The sequence below is a fragment of the Clostridium lacusfryxellense genome (assembly GCF_018861735.1).
GTDB classification, from domain to species: domain Bacteria; phylum Bacillota; class Clostridia; order Clostridiales; family Clostridiaceae; genus Clostridium_AD; species Clostridium_AD lacusfryxellense.
In genome coordinates this window covers 1-17,872 of record NZ_JAHLEB010000076.1, presented here as the reverse complement: position 1 = coordinate 17,872, position 17,872 = coordinate 1, and the positions used below count along the sequence as shown (strand labels likewise).

Annotated in this window: 15 protein-coding genes; 14 read left to right on the top strand and 1 reads right to left on the bottom strand. The window is 36.6% G+C overall.

Annotated elements, in window-relative coordinates:
- Nucleotides 1-111 precede the first annotated feature (111 nt).
- The 13 genes from KPL55_RS26460 (at nucleotide 112) to KPL55_RS23705 (ending at nucleotide 15,390) form a co-directional block, all read left to right on the top strand.
- Complete coding sequence (locus KPL55_RS26460; RefSeq protein WP_281418906.1) at nucleotides 112-240, top strand: hypothetical protein; 129 nt, start codon at nucleotides 112-114, stop codon at nucleotides 238-240.
- 255 nt (nucleotides 241-495) lie between these two features.
- The gene (locus KPL55_RS23760; RefSeq protein ID WP_216309241.1) at nucleotides 496-1,674 is read left to right on the top strand and encodes a hypothetical protein; all 1,179 of its coding nucleotides are present in this window, start codon (nucleotides 496-498) and stop codon (nucleotides 1,672-1,674) included.
- 232 nt (nucleotides 1,675-1,906) lie between these two features.
- Entirely contained in the window at nucleotides 1,907-2,101 is a 195-nt protein-coding gene (locus tag KPL55_RS23755) for a hypothetical protein (protein ID WP_216309240.1), read from the top strand.
- Between the two features lie 32 nt (nucleotides 2,102-2,133).
- Nucleotides 2,134-2,382 carry a hypothetical protein gene (locus KPL55_RS23750; protein ID WP_216309239.1) on the top strand — a complete coding sequence of 83 codons (249 nt, stop codon included), beginning with the start codon at nucleotides 2,134-2,136 and terminating at the stop codon, nucleotides 2,380-2,382.
- Between the two features lie 449 nt (nucleotides 2,383-2,831).
- Nucleotides 2,832-4,790 carry an ATP-dependent DNA helicase gene (locus KPL55_RS23745; protein WP_246599797.1) on the top strand — a complete coding sequence of 653 codons (1,959 nt, stop codon included), beginning with the start codon at nucleotides 2,832-2,834 and terminating at the stop codon, nucleotides 4,788-4,790.
- A gap of 78 nt (nucleotides 4,791-4,868) precedes the next feature.
- Nucleotides 4,869-5,117, top strand: a complete 249-nt coding sequence (locus tag KPL55_RS23740; protein ID WP_216309238.1) for a hypothetical protein — start codon at nucleotides 4,869-4,871, stop codon at nucleotides 5,115-5,117.
- A gap of 419 nt (nucleotides 5,118-5,536) precedes the next feature.
- Complete coding sequence (locus tag KPL55_RS26175) at nucleotides 5,537-8,002, top strand: winged helix-turn-helix domain-containing protein (protein WP_246599796.1); 2,466 nt, start codon at nucleotides 5,537-5,539, stop codon at nucleotides 8,000-8,002.
- Nucleotides 8,003-8,261: 259 nt separating this feature from the next.
- The gene (locus tag KPL55_RS23730; protein WP_216309237.1) at nucleotides 8,262-8,573 is read left to right on the top strand and encodes a hypothetical protein; all 312 of its coding nucleotides are present in this window, start codon (nucleotides 8,262-8,264) and stop codon (nucleotides 8,571-8,573) included.
- 111 nt (nucleotides 8,574-8,684) lie between these two features.
- The gene (locus KPL55_RS23725) at nucleotides 8,685-10,040 is read left to right on the top strand and encodes an MFS transporter (RefSeq protein WP_216309236.1); all 1,356 of its coding nucleotides are present in this window, start codon (nucleotides 8,685-8,687) and stop codon (nucleotides 10,038-10,040) included.
- Between the two features lie 69 nt (nucleotides 10,041-10,109).
- Nucleotides 10,110-12,410, top strand: a complete 2,301-nt coding sequence (locus tag KPL55_RS26170) for an ABC transporter permease (RefSeq protein WP_216309235.1) — start codon at nucleotides 10,110-10,112, stop codon at nucleotides 12,408-12,410.
- Between the two features lie 84 nt (nucleotides 12,411-12,494).
- Nucleotides 12,495-13,262 carry an ABC transporter ATP-binding protein gene (locus KPL55_RS23715; protein ID WP_216309234.1) on the top strand — a complete coding sequence of 256 codons (768 nt, stop codon included), beginning with the start codon at nucleotides 12,495-12,497 and terminating at the stop codon, nucleotides 13,260-13,262.
- Between the two features lie 44 nt (nucleotides 13,263-13,306).
- On the top strand, nucleotides 13,307-14,608 hold the full coding sequence (locus KPL55_RS23710; RefSeq protein ID WP_216309233.1) for an alpha/beta hydrolase family protein: 1,302 nt from the start codon (nucleotides 13,307-13,309) through the stop codon (nucleotides 14,606-14,608).
- Nucleotides 14,609-15,129: 521 nt separating this feature from the next.
- Nucleotides 15,130-15,390, top strand: coding sequence for a hypothetical protein (locus tag KPL55_RS23705; RefSeq protein ID WP_216309232.1), 261 nt, complete (start codon nucleotides 15,130-15,132; stop codon nucleotides 15,388-15,390).
- 128 nt (nucleotides 15,391-15,518) lie between these two features.
- Here KPL55_RS23705 and KPL55_RS23700 read toward each other — a convergent pair whose 3' ends face one another.
- Complete coding sequence (locus KPL55_RS23700) at nucleotides 15,519-15,935, bottom strand: MFS transporter (RefSeq protein ID WP_216309231.1); 417 nt, start codon at nucleotides 15,933-15,935, stop codon at nucleotides 15,519-15,521.
- A 168-nt stretch (nucleotides 15,936-16,103) separates the two neighbouring features.
- Between KPL55_RS23700 and KPL55_RS23695 the strand changes: the two genes are divergently transcribed.
- The gene (locus tag KPL55_RS23695; RefSeq protein WP_216309230.1) at nucleotides 16,104-17,765 is read left to right on the top strand and encodes a radical SAM protein; all 1,662 of its coding nucleotides are present in this window, start codon (nucleotides 16,104-16,106) and stop codon (nucleotides 17,763-17,765) included.
- The last annotated feature ends 107 nt before the right edge of the window (nucleotides 17,766-17,872 follow it).

Here is a 17,872-nt window from a genome sequence, read left to right as displayed (position 1 = left end):
AATAATCTGCTTAGTAAAAAAGCAAATAACCACTAGATAATAATTAGTATTATAGTTATAATTTGACTTAGGAATGCAGTTTCATAAAGCTATATTTTGACGCACTACATTTTGCTAACTTGTGATAATGATAATTTTGCTTCTCAGAAAACTATATTAGCACAAGGTGGAAAAAAAGAAAATGAAGTAGTAATGAAAGATGGGAATTGTGTTGTTGAACGATACTGGATAGATTTATAAAACTAATTTGTGTTGTTAATAAACTGGGCATAATGATGTTGCTGTAAAGATTTAAACTTCTAATTAGGCTAGTAATGAGAAGTTAATGTAGTCACAAAAAATCACTTAAATATTAAATATTAAATAAAGTTTAGGATAATTAATGGTGAACCGTAACACAAGTAAGTGAGATTTTTTTAATTAATTCTAGTAATAAGGGTATAATTTCATTATGTCAATGTAGATAATTTATGATTGAGGGGGAGTGAAGAGGGTATGAAAAAAATCTTTTTTATGTTTTTAATTTGTGCTATAACGTTATCAACATATGGATGTGGTTTGAATTTTGAAAACAAGACCGAACAAGAAACATTAGACTTTATTGCTCGTCCAGATATGAATGCAGTTGAAAAGAATGTAGATAATTGGTATCTTTTCTATAACGATAGAATTTACGTGTACCTCTTTGACCCCTCTGATAGTACAGACTCATTTTTTAGTACAGACTTAAACGGTAATGATAAAAAGATCATATCTCAATCAGAGGACCTGCGCTTTGCAGAATTATATTTGATCTATGATAACTATGCTTATTACTACACTACTTATAACCAGGGCATTAAGAAAATTAATATAGAAACTGGCAAAATCTATAACGTCATTGATGGTAAATATTTATATTTAATTCCTGACACTCTAAAAGATGGAAAAGCTATAGTTGAATATGAAAATAATAACTTGGGCGAAGCTCATGTATATGTCGCAAAATTAGACTTGAAAAGTGGAATTTTAAGTGATGAAAAAATTCTACCTTTTGTTGGCACTCAATTATATTATTATTCCGGAGAAAGCAACAAAGTTTACTGCATCAAAACTGATTACGATAACAATAACAATGTATATGAAGATAATTCGCTCATTTACACCTATCCATCAAGTGGAAATGACAATGACTTTGTCTTTACGCAAGATAATTATATTTTTGTGGTAACTACCGATAAAATCATAAAATTAGACATTAATAATAAACATACAATCATTGGAGAAAAACCTTTTAACAACCATGGTTACACATTATATACAAGTATTCGTGCCAGAAATCATGAAGTTATGGGTAAGGTAGAACATACGGCACCTATATGTGCATTAGCAAAACCATTTGTTTATTCAAAAGATAATACTACTTATCGGTTTAATTCTCAAACAATGGAATTTAAAAAGATTGGTGACGTCGGTACTGCATTTATACAAAAAATTAATAGCTACATTATATTTCAACAAGGTGCTCTAAGTACGACTGTTTATGATGAAAGTACTGGTAAAGTGTCGTCATTTTCTTCTTCTAATTTTGGAGTGGATGATAAAAGTATCTATATTATGTCATATGATGGAGATTATTATTATCAAACAACTGACAAATGTGATTTTAGGGTTAAAAAAATTGATTTTGAATAATATACAATTAAACTAACCAAACCCGAAAAAGTGAATCTCATATATTGTGAAGATTGTGATATAGCAGATGGGGTTACAGCAGAAAGCCTTAAGTCAAATGGCGTCCGTCCGTGGGAAGTTGACCATGATTGGCTTCTCGTTTTTGGACAACATGTGAACAATATACAGAAGTTACATTTCAACAGAATAATCAAATCTTATATTACTGGAGTATGAGCTAGAAGTGGCATTCATGGAGTTCCTGACATGCAACCAATTATTAATTGGTTTTTTAGCAGCAGGGGTTAGGAAAATTGTACGTTATTTACTGCAAGTGGTTTCATCTGCACTTACTTATGCAAATCATATTTGGAAACCAACTAATGAAAATAATTCTCACGGATATGATACTGATGGAATTTTTATAAACACACTGGATTCTAGTTAACTATTACTGAAAATGCATCATCTTTAGATTCAATGGATTCACTTCTACCTGGAAGTCATATAATGATATTTATTAATTTCATATATGATGAAAAAGCATATGCTCAGATTGTGGATGTTAGTAGAAGTACTGGAATAGTTTTTGTTGCTAATGGTAGAAGCAGTGTGAAATCTGCCAACACTCCAGATATTATAATTGCAAGTGTCATCCAGGGATTGAATATAACCCTAAGTAAACCAAACACGAGATTAATCATTGATAATGTTCCAAAACGCGGATAACTAACAAGCATCAGGATCATTACGAGAGTTAGATAGGGACTCATAACGATAAATTTATTATATTGTATTGGGTCGACTTTGAGGTGAAAGTAAGTATATATCCGCCTACTATCATAAGTGCAATAAAAACAGCGAAAGTTGTTATTTTTTTTATGCGATTTTATCTGATTGTGTATTCAATGCGCATTTCTATTATCGCAGAGTATTAGTAGTAAATACTTTATTTCTTGTTTATGAAATACTAGATTCTGTGTAATCTAAATTAGAATTATTAAAAGATGTAATTTTTTTCTCCATTGTTAATGTTATAATACTTATTGAAAAGATTAGAATGTAAGGGTGTTTATGTTTAGTACATAAAGAAAAACTATGTGCATGTACATAACTGACAGTGATTTTTCAAATAATATTTTCTATGGTATTCCATATGTTAACAGGAGGATAAAATTTTGTATAAGAAAATAGGAACCATCTTTGATTATAAAACCAAAAAAGAGTTTCCAAGTAAGTTGATGGATTGGATTGGCGATGTTTTTTACGATATTCTTCCGGAACACGGATATGAGATACGTGATGAACAAATATATACTGCGTTTCAGCTTGCTGATGCAGTTTGTAATAAAAAAGTTCATCTGGCTGAGGCTGAGGTCGGTACCGGAAAGACCTTCGCCTACTTACTCACTGCAATTGCCTACGCTGGTTTTAGCGGAAAACCTGTAGTAATTGCATGTGCCTCAACAGCACTTCAGGAACAGCTGGCAGGGCCAAAGGGAGATATTCAAACACTTTCCCGAATACTGGGATTAGAAATAGATGCGCCAATGGCAAAGTATCCTCGTCAGTATGTTTGTGATGAGAGAGTTAGTGGATTAGGAGGAGTGCTTGGCGATGCAACAACCTCTGATGAGATTAATCAATGGTTAGCCAGGACTACAAAAGGTGAACGCTCAGAAATGCCGCATATATCCGATAGTGTATGGAGACAGATTGGATGGGATGAGACTATGCCCTGTGATGCCTGTACCAGAAGAGGCTATTGCAAGCTTGTTAAGGTAAGGGAGCATTACAGATCTTCCAAGGATTTAATTATCGCTGATCATAGTATCTTTTTTCAGGACCTGTGGACAAGGGATGAAAGAATTGCAGACGGCAAAATGCCTATGCTTCCAGATTACTCGATGGTGATTTTTGATGAAGGCCATAAAGTCATACTGCCGGCAGCCATGGGTGCTGGAAGACAAATTCACAAAGAGGATATTGATAATATTATCCTTTCTCTAGAGGAAACCCAGGGAGCAAGAACTTCACTGGTTGTAAGTGTAATTGCCTTGGGACAGGCCACTTCTAATTTTTTCGAAAAACTTAATCAAAAGGTAATAGATGATGAGCAATCAGAGCGTCTGGCTGTTCGCACCGATGATATACTTCTGAAAGCAGCTGATACTTTTCATAAGGCACTAGATCGGTTGCTCTTAGAGATACAAATTGAGGAAGAGCTATACATAAACGAGCTACCGGAAAGCACTTTACATACCTTTGAAATTCAAATAGAACTATCAATTACAGCCTTAGCTAGGTTTGGTAGGAATAAAGGTAGAGAGGTTATTACTTGGGTAGATAGGGCAGACGGCAGCTTTTGGGTAGTTCCTCGGAATTTGAGCAATATGCTAGATAAACATTTATTTGCCAAAAAATTGCCTGTGGTGTTTACTTCAGGAACTTTAAGTGATGAGGGGGATTTTGGTTATCTTAAGAGGACTATTGGTTTAAAGGATCCATCAATATCAACGGTTGGAAGTCCATTTGATATTGAGGAACAAGTGGTGGTTTATTTACACCAGCCATCCGTTGAGGACACTGACAGTGCCAAATTTTCACGTAAAATTAAACAATTACTATGTTTGCTGAAAGAAAATGGTGGAAGAGCGCTGATACTTGTTAACTCTTTGAAGGAAGTTAGGAAAATAAGAAAAGAAATTAGTGGTTATGAGCTACCTTTTGAAGTTTTATGGGAGGATAAAGGTGAGCGAGGATACCTTGTCCAAAAGTTTCGTGCGGAAGTTACATCTGTATTAGTAGGGTCTACCTTTTGGGAGGGAATTGATGTGCCCGGGGAGTCTTTATCTCTCGTTGTAGTTTGGCAGCTTCCCTTTCCTTCCCTAGACCCTTTGATTGAAATGAGGCGCAAAGAAGCAGAAGAAGAGGGGATGAATCCACTTATAACCGTTGATTACCCTGAAATGGGGTTGAAGTTAAAACAAGGTTGTGGCAGATTAATTAGAACAAAGGATGACCGTGGAGCAATAGCTGTCATGGACCAAGTAATAGGAACCCCATGGGAAAAGGTGGTTATGAGAGCTCTACCTAGAGGAGCAAAAATCAAAACTTTGGAACATAGGGAGATTTAAAATACCACACTTAAAGAAACTTTTTAACAATCATATCTTATCATAGATACTGTAAATTCTAGTACAGATAATGTTCTTTTGGAAATCGGTAGAGCAGTTGCCTCAAAGGAATATGCAGTTAGATTTTTTAATGATATGGAACAACCCCAATTTTATAAGAATGAAGTACGGCTTCTATATACAGTACAAAAGGCAATTCTTATAAGTTCATTCAAGCAATGGGATGATGTAATTTATATTCTTTACAAAAATAATAAACTAGAGCTAGACGAGGATCAATGCAGTTCTCTTAATGAAAAAATATACGGTAATATTCCTGTGAGATAGTTATTCACTAACATAGAAATAGATTTATACATAAATTATTTTCTTTCTGTTTTTAGAATTCTTATGGTATATAACATAAGATACTCATATTATATATAAGTAAATTGAGATATTTTAACTTAAAATAGAATATTTCATCATTATTTTGATATAAAAATAAACTTATTTGACCTTAAAAAATAATATTAAGGCGGTGTTGAAATGTCTTTATATATTACAAACACACCCACGTGGTATGTAGCAACCAAGCTGCAACCACCGCTCATTCGCAGTGATATTATTAGACGTCTGCCCATTGAAGAAGAACTATGTCGCTTTGTCAGGACGCTTCCTCTTATTCTTCTCTCAGCACCAGCGGGATATGGTAAAACTACCTTATTGTCTGCTCTTCCTTCTTTGCTACCAGAATATTCACTGGCATGGATTACCCTGGCGTTGAAGATAATGACCCTGTTCGTTTCATCGGTTTGCTGGCCACTGCATTGCAGCAACTGCAACCGGAATGTGGTAATTCCGTTTGGCCTTTAATTTCCGGAGGTGAAGTGTCAGGTTCCGTAATGAAACATGCTGTTGGTATCTTGATTAATGATATTGTCCGCTTTATCCCAGACCCTTTTATTTTAGTTCTGGACGACCTGCATTCAGTTACGGAATCAGCGGTCTATGTTGCCCTGGATTACTTGCTTAATCAATTGCCTACTAATCTTCATATTGTTATAGGTACTAGGTATGATCCACCTCTGAGGTTAGCTCGTCTAGCTGCCCGAAGGCAATTAGGTGAACTGCGCCGGTCGAATTTTAGTTTGAACCAAGATGAAACCTATAAGCTGCTTAATGATACCTTAGGTCTCGCACTTACTGTTGATGAAGTGGCTATACTTCAGAAACGAACTGAAGGATGGCCAGGTGTTCTTTGCCTGCTAGCTGGCTCATTGGCACGTATGAGTAACTTAGAGCATCGTTCGGAGCTTATGACAGCATTTAACCATACGGAAAGGGAGGTTCTGGACTTTCTATCAGAAGAGATCCTGCTTAATTTACCGAAAGATATTCAACGGTTTCTCATGCAGACTTCAATTCTTTCTGAAATGACACCCTCAGACTGTCAGGCAGTCACCGGGCATGATGATGCCGCAGAGGTTTTGGCGGAGCTATATCATCGTAATCTTGCAATTGCTTCGCTTTCAATTGAGATAAAGAATGAGCCTGTGTACCGTTATCATTCCTTGTTTGCTCAGCTGCTAACCAAACAGTTGGAACGCGAAATGCCTGGGGAAATCAAAGAACTACACCGAAGAGCCGCTGAAGTACAAACGACACCCGGGCGTGCAATATCTCATTATTTTTCCGCTTGCCTGTGGGATCAGGCAGCGCAGCTGATGGTTAATTCCGGTATGCAATTGCTACTTCAGGGGATGTCTGAGACCTTTCGAAAATGGTATGGCGCGCTACCCGTTGAAACCAGGAACCAATTCACTTATTTGACTGTTATATTGGCCCGGTGTGAAATCCATAATGGCGATTACACCGCTGCTCGCAGACTGTTAAATGGGTCAAGGGAAGCCTTCGTCAGTAAATGTGATAATATAGGAGAAGGGGGTACCCTTACTTCTTTGATTACCCTTAGTTATGAGAATAATGATCGAATGGCTGTAGCCACCTATGTCAAGCGTGCTCTGGAATTGCCACTGGATCCTATGGGACAGGTGGCTGTTTACCTTTCACAGGCCTGGCTATGTACACATGATTGTGATTGGGAAGGTGCTCGGATAAATATACGAAAAGGTCTTGCCATTCCTTCAGCTACAGGTGATCGAAGGGCGGACATTACTGGTATCACTTACATGAGTGCTCCCTTGGCAAGTCTGCCAGGTTGTCTTGAACTGGCAGAAAGTTATTGCGCTGAAGTCAGCATTCTTTCTAAATCTGATACGCCTTGGTATCTCAGGGCACGAGAACTAGGAACTTGGCCTTTGCTATGGCGAGGTCAGATAGAAGAGGCACTGGTAATGGCAAAGTCAGCAGAAGCGTTGCGTCAGATGTTGGGTGGACATTCATATATAGGTAATGATTTACCGTTATTGTTGTCGGTTATTTACCTTGCTAAAGGTGATTTGAATTCGGCAGGAAAGTCAGTAGATACCTTAATTCAGCGTGCCGATAAGTCCGGTCGTAGCAGAATGATGCTTCATTTGCACGCAGCCGGACGCTCTTTGGCATTTTTAGGGCGATATGAAGAAGCACTGATTATGCAGCAAAGGCTTGAAACTTTGTTAGATGATAACTTTGCACTGACGCAATATTTATTTTTACACTTAAAGGGGCTGCTTGCTTTATTATGTGAGGTAACTGAAGCTTCTGATATTTTGCAAAAGGCTCTGGAACTAGAAGACCAATTACCTATGGCTCATGTTGGGGGCAGCGCACGTCTGCTGCAAGCAAGGTTGCTTATCAATCAGGGAAAATCGGATAGGACTTTTGATGTTGCACACCCAGTCCTGAGTAGATGGGGCAATTCATCAACTCCCGGCTACGCTCTGTTTGATGGTCCGATTATTATACCAGTGTTAAGATTAGCTGTGGAGCATAATACTGTAGGTGCGGCCAGGATGCTGGATCTCTTTTCTAAAAATATTTTTCCTACTACAGCAAACAATGTTACAGTGGAAAACAAGATAACGAAAGAGCAATTAAAAATTCCCCTTACCCCTCGTGAATGTGATGTACTTAGGCTGCTTGTAGCGGGTCTTACCAACGTTCAAATAAGTGGTGAACTTTACATTTCCAAGGAGACAGTTAAAAGTCATGTTGAACATATATTTAACAAGCTTGATGTCCATTCCCGAACCCAGGCAGTTATTCGCGCAAGTAAACTTGATATTTAAACTAATTCGGCACTAAGGTGCCGAATTAGTTTTTTTTGAATTTCAATTTAATGCCTCTCCCCCGTTCGGGGGATAAGAAAACTCACCCATGATTTTTGTATAAATCACTATTTTGGGCGAAGAAATAAACAAATCCTTTTGATACTATTAAAGTGTAGTAAGGGGGCGTTTTTTTATGTCAGATATTCTAACTCCACAGATAATTGAAACCATGGGAACTAGATATGCAGTCCTTGGCATTGGTTGTTATTCTCTACTAGTGCGCTTCCGTGTCCGTGGGTTAATCGTAGAATGTAGTGTTCCAACATGGAGTGGTTTAAGCGATTTGCTTGAAAATATAGAAGAGGTGACGTTAGTTGTCATTAAAAACTCAGATACTGATCTTAGCTGGGTATTTGTGCGAGGAACAGGAAGAATAATTGAGAATCAGGAATGGGAAGCTTTAGTACCTTCAGAGCATGGCCTGGTTGAGCCAGAGGATATATACTACCTACTAAGTATTGAGCCGAAACGCATTGAGCTATTCGATGAACAGAGAGGTTGGGGCTTTCGGGAAACAGCAGATTTATAACCTTTCTGTGAAGGTTAAAACTGGAGGGTGAACTTTTGCCACCGAAAGAATTATAAAGAATGAGTTTAGTTTGAGAATATTATATAAACAAAGAGGGGGAGGTTAATTATAGTGGATGAGTTTAAAAAAGAAGATGGATTTAAAAAATTCCTGATTATCTGGCTGGGGGAACTTATATCTAATATCGGTTCTGGAATGACAGCTTTTGGTCTTGGAGTGTATGTGTGGCAACTGACACATTCAGCGGTGGATGTCTCAATGGTGGAAATGGCAGCGCTTCTGCCGGCGATTTTATTATGTCCGGCTGCGGGGGTTCTTGCAGACCGATTTGATAGAAGACTGCTCATGTTACTTGGAGATATTGTATCATCGTTTGGATTGATTGCTCTGCTGCTGCTTATGAATAAAGGACATATTCATGTGTGGCAAATCTGCCTTTGTGTGGGGTTTAGTTCAGCATTTGTATCTTTATTAGATCCGGCATATAAAGCAACAATTACAGATTTACTGACAGAGAAAGACTATGCAAAAGCAAGTGGAATGATGTCAATTGCATCCAGTTCCAAGTTTTTGATTTCACCTATTATTGGTGGTTTAATTCTGGCAATTTATGGTATGGAATTGATACTTATCATTGATATTTTGACTTTTGTTGTAACGGTTGTTGCAATCTTTTCTGTAAGAAAATCTCTTGCGGTAAAATCACAAATTAAGAAAGAAATGAATTTTTTCAAAGACTTAAAAGAAGGATGGCTGATTATTCTAAAGGCTAAAGGGGTCTTGCTGTTAATTGTACTTGTTTCCGCTTTAATGTTTTATATGGGATTTATTCAGGTGCTGTCAAAACCGATGATCTTATCCATTACCAGTGAGAAAACAACAGGAATTCTGCAGACCGTCGTTGCCTGCGGTATGATGGTGTCTAGTATCATCATTGGCACTGGAATCTTAAAGAGAAACTATGTAAATGTTATGGGGGCAAGCTTTATCGCGAGTGGTATTACTATGGCAGGGTTTGGTGCAACCACAAGCATGACCGTCATTATTATTTCTGGATTTTTATTTTTTGCATCGCTTCCATATGCGACTACATGTATTGATGTTCTAATAAGAAAATCCATTGATAATGACAAACAGGGTAGAGCATGGGGACTTATTTCTTTGATTTCACAGCTGGGATTTGTAATTGCTTATGTTTTGGCAGGTATTCTTGCAGATTATGTATTCAATCCGGCCCTGGTAGAAGGAGGTGTTCTTGCAGATACTGTAGGGAAAATCATAGGAACTGGTGAAACAAGAGGAATCGGATTCTTACTAATTCTAGCTGGACTCGGCCTTGTAATTACGGCGTTAATTGTATTTAAATCAAAGGTGATCCGTAAAATGGAAACACCGAAAGAAGCAGAAAGTAGATTGGAGGCAATACAATCACTTCAAAGTAAGAGCTTTCTAAGCAAAGACATATAGTCGGAAGGAGAATAAATAATGTTTTTTAAAATTGTAAAGAATGATTTCAGCAGGAAGAAAATCATAACAGTGGCAGTGTCTGTATTTATAACCATGGCAGTTATTTTGGGAGCTAGTGCAACAAATATCATTGCAAATCTGATTCAGTCGATGTCCCAGTTACAGGAACGTGCAGTACCAGCTGACATTACGCAGATGCATTCCGGAAAATATGATCAGGCAGAAATCGATAAATTCACAGAGCAGCATGATGATATAGCTATGCAGGAGACTATGGTTCTTATGGATTTCGATGGAAGTAATATCTATTTTAGAAAAAATAAAACCATGGCTGGAACGGTGCAGGATATTTCATTTGTTGTACAAAATAAGAAATTTGACTTTATATTAGATTTGGATAATGAAAAGTTGGATGTAAAGGAAGGTGAAGTGGCAGTTCCCATCTTTTTCATGAAAGAACATGACTTAAAAATAGGTGAGACGATTACGGTGAAAACTGAAGATAATGAGAAAGAGTTTGTCATTTCAGATTATGCTAGAGATTATGAGATGAACTCTTCCCTTACTTCTTCGAAACGCTTTGTTATTAATCAGGCGGACTATGATGAAATGCTTAAAAAGCATGTAGGGGAACTTGAATATCTTATCGAATTTAAAATGAATGAAAACGGCGATTCTCAGGCTGCTTTGACTGCGTATACCGTGGCAGGTCTTCCAGCAAACGGTCCTACAGTGGGAGCAAAGATATTCTTGGTGTTTAATGCCATGTCAGATGCGGCAGTTGCAATGGTAATTGTACTTATCAGTATTTTGATGATTATCATAGCGGCCCTCTGTATCAGACTTACATTTCTGGCAACGATTGATGAAGATTTAAGAGAAATCGGTGTTATGAAAGCAATGGGAATATCCAAAAAAGATATAAATAAAGTATACCTTACCAAATACAGAGTCATGTCAGTGTTAGCTGGTATAATAGGATATCTGCTTTCTTTTGTAGTGGTAAATCTGTTTAACGGTAATATGAGACTTTATTTATCTTCGGATTTATCAGGAAACTTTAAATATGTATTATCAATTATATCTCCATTATTTGTATATTTGATGATTATGATGTACTGCAAGAAAGTACTGAAAGCAGTCAATAAGATTTCTGCGGTGGAGGCTCTGCGTTCAGACATCATGGAGCGTGGAAAGAACCGAAAATACAGTTTTCCACTGAGGAAGAACAAATTTTTCAGCACTAATATTTACATGGGAATTAGAGATGTATGGAAGCGCTTTAAATTATACAGGTTACTGATTACTATTTTTGTCGTATGTGCGGTTATTGTAATTCTTCCAATAAATATGTATAACACCATGAATTCTTCAGAATTTTCCACATACATGGGGATAGGAAAATGTGATATGAGAATCGATTTACGAAAGACAGATACGATCACAGAAGATTTTAAAAAGGTGAAGGAAGAGCTGAAGAATGATTCGGATATTAAAAAGTATGCAGGCTACATCACCTGTTCCTATCAGGTGGAAAATGCTAAAGGATCCTTTGACTATATTAATATAGAAACCGGAGATTTTTCTGTATTCCCATTAAGTTATCTAAGTGGAAGAGCACCAATAGGTGAGGGAGAAATCTCAATCTCCCATGCAAATGCGTCAGTAGACGAATTAAACAAGAAAGTGGGAGATGAACTAGTAGTAAAGGCTTCAGGGACAGAAAAGACTATGAAGGTATGTGGTATTTATCAAGATATTACAAACGGTGGGAAAACAGCAAAGGCAGATACCAGTCTTGGTTTAAATGAAGATGCCGTTCTTTGGTATATTGTGAACATGGATGTGGCGACCGGCGTTGATATTAGTCGCAAAATGGATTACTATCAGAATACCTATGATTCTGCGCAGGTAAATGATATCAAAGAATATACTAGGCAGACTCTTGGAAATATCATTGATCAGATAGGCATAGTTGTTATAGGCGCAATCGCAATTTCAGTAATAATTATAATACTTATAACAGCATTATTCCTTAAGATGTTATTGTCAAAGGATATGTCCCAGATTGCAATCATGCGAAGTATGGGACTCACTTCTAAGAATATTAAACATCAATATATGGCAGGAACTATGATGGTACTGATACTAGGAATCATAATGGGGGTGCTGGTTTCTAATTATTTAGGAGAGTTTCTTGTAAGTATGGCACTGTCCTTTATGGGAGCTACAAGGATTCAATTTGTAAATGTTGCATGGCAAACTTTTCTACTATGTCCGTTAGCGCTGATTGGAGTAGTTGGAGTTACTATATCTGTGTGCTGTAATGTAACAGTAGAAGATGATATATCTGTAGGTTTAAGAAGTTAGAACTGCTGAAAAAAGGCATTCTGGGATGACTCTGTGAAAATAAAATTTGATTTGATTTGAATATTTTACATTGGAGGAATATGTATGAGTAATATATTAGAAGCAATAAATATTAATAAGAAAGTAGAATTATGGAAAGACAATGAGCTTCAAATCTTAAAGGATGTAAACCTAACGATAGAAAAAGGTGAATTCGTATCGGTGATGGGACCATCCGGAAGCGGTAAGTCAACACTACTATATAATGTAAGCAGTATGGATAGAGTTACTTCTGGTAGTGTCAAATTTAAAGACCGTGAAATGGCTTTACTAAAAGAAGAAGAACTGGCGAAGATTAGGCTTAATAACATGGGGTTTATCTTTCAGGATATTAATCTTTTAAAGAATCTGTCAGTGATTGACAATGTTATGTTTCCTGCTCTTGTATCAAAAGATTCGGATAAAAGGGCTGTAAGTCAAAAAGCAAATAAACTACTTAAAATGACAGGAATTGAAAAGCTTGCAGATAATAATATCACCCAGGCATCTGGTGGACAGCTACAGAGAGCTGGTATCTGCAGAGCACTTATAAATGATCCGGATATCATATTTGGAGACGAACCCACCGGAGCATTAGATTCCAAATCTGCAGCGGAGATTATGTCAATTCTTGCAGAGATTAATAAAAACGGTACAACCATAATGCTCGTTACGCATGATGTAAAGGTGGCAGCAAAAACAGAAAGAATATTGTATATGGTAGATGGAAATATTGCTGTGCAGAAGAAGATGCGTAAATACGATGCGCAGTATGACGATATTAAGGAAAGAGAAGAAAGCATTATGAAATGGCTTGTGGAAAACGGATTCTAATTTTAAATTAAACGTGAAAAAATCTAAGTGGAGGTAATGAGAACATGGGTACTTTGATATTTTCAATGGTAGTTGTTGCTGAAATCGCGTTTGCAGTTTTCTGCATTATTACAAAATCTAACCAACAAAAGGTAAGAAGTATTAGTAGAATTGCGGCATTTGAAGGCTTTGTACTATTCACAATTCTACCAATAATTGACTGGAGTTCTCGATATTATGCTTTAGCAGCCTTGCTACTTTTGTTTGCAATAAACGCGGCAAATGCCCTAATTCGTAAGAAAGGAGAGAAAAGAGAATACAAAGTAGTTCGTGTTGTTTTGAAAGCAATAGGAATGACGGTGCTTATCATAGCGTTTACTCTTCCAGCAATCATATTTCCACAGCATAAGGCCATGGAGGTGACAGGCGAATATAAAGTTGCCACCATAACACACACATACACTGATACAAAACGTGTTGAAACATATACGGATACGGGAGAAAACAGAAAGCTAAATGTGCAATTGTGGTATCCCGAAAATGCAGACAAAACCTATCCACTGATAGTTTTTTCCCATGGTGGAATTTCCACTAAATCCAGCAATGAATCACTTTATAATGAACTGGCAAGTCAGGGCTATGTTGTATGCTCAATCGACCATACTTACCAATGCTTATCCACTAAAGACGAAGATGGGCATACGACACGTATAGATATGGGGTATATGCAGGAAACCTCCGCCGAGAACGCACGATCCGACAGACAGAAAAGCTATGAGTATTATCAAAAGTGGATGAAAATACGTACTGGTGACATAGATTTTGTGATAGATCATATACTTTCAGAGGCAGAAAACAATAATGCAGTTGTAGCATACAAACTTGTGGACGTAGAAAAAATTGGAGTTATGGGACATTCACTCGGCGGCTCGGCAGCGCTTGGCATAGGTAGAATGAGAGATGATGTTAGCGCGGTTATTGCGCTGGAATCTCCATTCATGTGCGATATTGAGGGTGTTAAGGAGGGCGAGTTCGTCTTCAAAGATGAGATATATCCCGTGCCTGTGCTTAATATGTATTCAGATAGCTCATGGAGCAATCTCGCTCAGTGGCCACAATACGCGGAAAATTATGCTCTGCTTTCCGGTACCAATGCAACCGCGTTTAATGTCCACATGAGTGGTGTTGGGCATTTCACCCTAACAGATTTGGCACTTACAAGCCCATTACTCACGCGAATATTCAACGGGAAGAAATCTACTAAAGGCACCGAATACTGCCTTAAGACGATAAACAAGATCTGCCTTGAATTTTTCGACAGCTATCTAAAGGGAAAGGGCGAGTTTACGGCAGATGGTATATATTAAGTTATAAGAATAATTATTAGTTATTGATGCGATGCACTTGTTTTTATCTACTAAAGACTACTTAACCATAAAGACATTATGATTAATAAGGATCGAAAAATATAGTGTAAGAGGTGAAAATTATGAAAGTGGTAGTAGCAAAACAAATTGTTGATATTAGATATGACCATGATGTTAGAATAAATCGTATTTCTGACCATTCTAAAATGATAGGTGAATTTAATATATAGGAATATACAATTATCAAATGAAAGATATAGGCAAGAACTTGTTTTAATTCAAGTTCTTGCCTATATCCATGAATTTTAATATAATAGTAGCGAAATAAATTGTTCGCAAATTGTTCATGTGGCCCGGGGATTTTATGAGCGAAGCGGATTTGCTAGAACCATGTGAGATTGATAAGAGAGGTTTTGCTCTGATCATTAATTAATAATGATTAAGGCTACTGTTATTTATAAGCATAGTATATACTTGATTTGAAGAGAAATAGGTATTGAAAAAAGAAGGAGAGCGAAAAAATGGAACAGTTTTTTAAAGCAATAGATGAAAAGATAGGAAAGTCAGGATATCTAGGAGAAGTCAGTGGCGAAGAAATCTACGCTGAAATAAGTGATGAGGCCGAGGATCAAGAAGAAGGAAGTTACTTATTCATGAAGAAGCAAAATGATGGTATCATGTTCGAATACAGAGTGGATGTTTTAGAGGACAATATTAATTTAGCAACCCTCACGATACATACACCAGAGAGAAAGTACTTTATTGATTTCGATGTAGAATAGATGGACGTATTGGGGATGAAGATGAAAAATATTAAAAACCGCAGTTAGAGCAATACAATTAACAATTTTACAAATAATGTTAAATATTCTTAAGATGAAAGATTGGGAAAATGAACACATAGTGGTAACTACTCGGATACAGTAAGTTCAATGATAGTTTCCACTTCTTTATGTGGCTTTATTCTCCATAGAATAAGTAGAGAAGAAATCACAAGAGTAAGACATACCCAATACACATTTCTGTAGCCAGTATACTGTGCAATGATTCCAAATCCAAGACTTCCGAATAATATTCCAATATTTGATCCGTTAGAATAGATAGTTGTTGACAGTCCTGGTGAGTGAGGTAGTAATTTTGCGAAATAGCTTAGTCCATTGCCCATGACGATAGCCACAAAGGTTGCCTGAAGAAGCTGCGCGGCTATTAATTGCCATGGATGGGTCGATAAGCCCAGGATAAAGTAGTAGGAAACAGCAACGAAACAACCACAAATCATAAAGGCATGGTTTGATATTTTTTTACCAAGCGCACCCAATGCAATCATAATGGGAATTTCTAAACCAGTTCATAGCAAAATACTCTGTACTTGAGTAAAACTTTTTATCCAAATATAACAAAACATAAACTAAGTTCTTATATAGAATTTATGGTATAAATAGTATAATTAAGCTAATATTTATATTAAATAAGATCTGCAAAGGAGCCGATAAAAATGAACCCTAAAATAATATATGAAAAAGGACTTTTGTTTCATCATTATTCAAACACAGCATATCCATTGACGCCATCATCCTTTATGAAATACAAAATAAGGGACGAAAATCAAATTTCTCAGTTTATAGAAGAAGAACTGAATAAGTTTGACGAACTGAGTCTTTATATACATATACCATTTTGCAAGCAGAGATGTCGTTTTTGTGAATATGTAGTTTTGGAAAACACAGATGATGAAACAGAAGATCTATATGTATCATTATTGTTGAAAGAAATAGAAATGTATTCTAAACTTCTTAAGGGTAAACGGATTGTAGGATACGATATGGGGGGAGGAACACCAAGTAAGTTGTCTGAAAAGAATTTGATGACAATTACTGAGGCACTTCGTAATTCGTTTGATTTTTCGAAAGATATCGTTTTCAGCATAGAAACTACACCACTCATTGCTATGCAGGAGCCCCAAAAAATTTCAGCGATTTATGATATGGGGTATCGCAGAATAAGTATGGGTGTTCAGACCGTATCAGAAAAGCTGCTTAATGAATTAGGTAGAGAAGGTACTACTGCCATATATGAAAAAGCAGTTGTGAGTATCAGAAAAGCAGGATTTACAGAGCTTAATATTGATTTAATGTATGGATTTCTGCACCAGACTGATGAGGATTTTGAAACTACTTTGAGATATGCAATTGAACTAAGTCCAGAGTATATTACACTTTATCGTAACAGGTATAAGGGAACTAAGATTGAGGCTGAGGCAGGTGGAGTATCCTTGTATAAGATTATTCGCCAGTATCGCCTTGCTTATAAGATATTAAATGAGAATGGATATAAAGCAAATCCGGGTAAGAACACCTTTAGTAGAATTGATGGGAATTATGGTACAAGTGATTACCTTACAAAACGTGTAATTAACGGAATGCCATATGTAGGTATGGGTCTTGGAGCACAATCTTTTGGATATGATTATCTAGCATATAACGAAGGTGCCGCCAGTAAGCTATTTAAGAATTATCGTAAAAAAATTGAAGATGGAAAGTTTCCAATACAGGACATTTACAGGTTGCCTCTTGAAGAATCTATTGCCAAAATGGTTTCGGTTGCATTTTATTTTGGATTTGTGGATTTCGAGGCTTTTGAAAAACGTTTTGGAATTGAATTTTCAAAACATTTCAGTGAGGAAGTTAAATTTGTTACTGAAAATGGACTTATGGAAATAGAAAACAAGGTCATCTACCTTACTGAAAGAGGTTCAGACTACATTAATGGAGTAATTCCACTTTTTTATTCAGAAAACTCTAAGAAAGAGCTTATTGAATTATCTAGCAAGAAAATAAATAAATCACAAGATGAAAAAGTTTTTCTAGAGGCATATAATATTGAAGAGTATACTAGGCCTTCATTGACTGCTGATTGTGTAATATTTTTTGTTGAAAATGGTAAAGCGATTGAGGATGAAAATATCAAGGTGCTTTTGATCAAGCGAGGAGAACATCCTTATATGAATTGTTGGGCGATTCCAGGAGGATTTGTTAAATTAAATGAAACCTTAGAAGAAACAGCGTCTCGTGAGCTTGAGGAAGAAACAGGATTGAAAAATGTTGATTTATCCTTAGTTCAAGTGTTTAGTAAAACAAAGAGGGACCCTAGAGGATGAACTGCCCCCCGTCAAGTAGACAGTGGAAATAATTAAAGATTTCAAGTAAGGCGTCTATCATTTGATAGGCGCTTTGTTTATGATGCATTGCCTAATAGATATCGCTG

Coding starts and splice junctions, on each gene's coding strand:
- KPL55_RS23700 (WP_216309231.1), bottom strand. CDS start 15,935: ATGATTGCATTGGGTGCGCTTGGTAAAAAAATATCAAACCATGCCTTT.
- KPL55_RS23705 (WP_216309232.1), top strand. CDS start 15,130: ATGGAACAGTTTTTTAAAGCAATAGATGAAAAGATAGGAAAGTCAGGA.
- KPL55_RS23760 (WP_216309241.1), top strand. CDS start 496: ATGAAAAAAATCTTTTTTATGTTTTTAATTTGTGCTATAACGTTATCA.
- KPL55_RS23750 (WP_216309239.1), top strand. CDS start 2,134: ATGGATTCACTTCTACCTGGAAGTCATATAATGATATTTATTAATTTC.
- KPL55_RS26175 (WP_246599796.1), top strand. CDS start 5,537: ATGGATTACCCTGGCGTTGAAGATAATGACCCTGTTCGTTTCATCGGT.
- KPL55_RS23710 (WP_216309233.1), top strand. CDS start 13,307: ATGGGTACTTTGATATTTTCAATGGTAGTTGTTGCTGAAATCGCGTTT.
- KPL55_RS23755 (WP_216309240.1), top strand. CDS start 1,907: ATGGAGTTCCTGACATGCAACCAATTATTAATTGGTTTTTTAGCAGCA.
- KPL55_RS23715 (WP_216309234.1), top strand. CDS start 12,495: ATGAGTAATATATTAGAAGCAATAAATATTAATAAGAAAGTAGAATTA.
- KPL55_RS23695 (WP_216309230.1), top strand. CDS start 16,104: ATGAACCCTAAAATAATATATGAAAAAGGACTTTTGTTTCATCATTAT.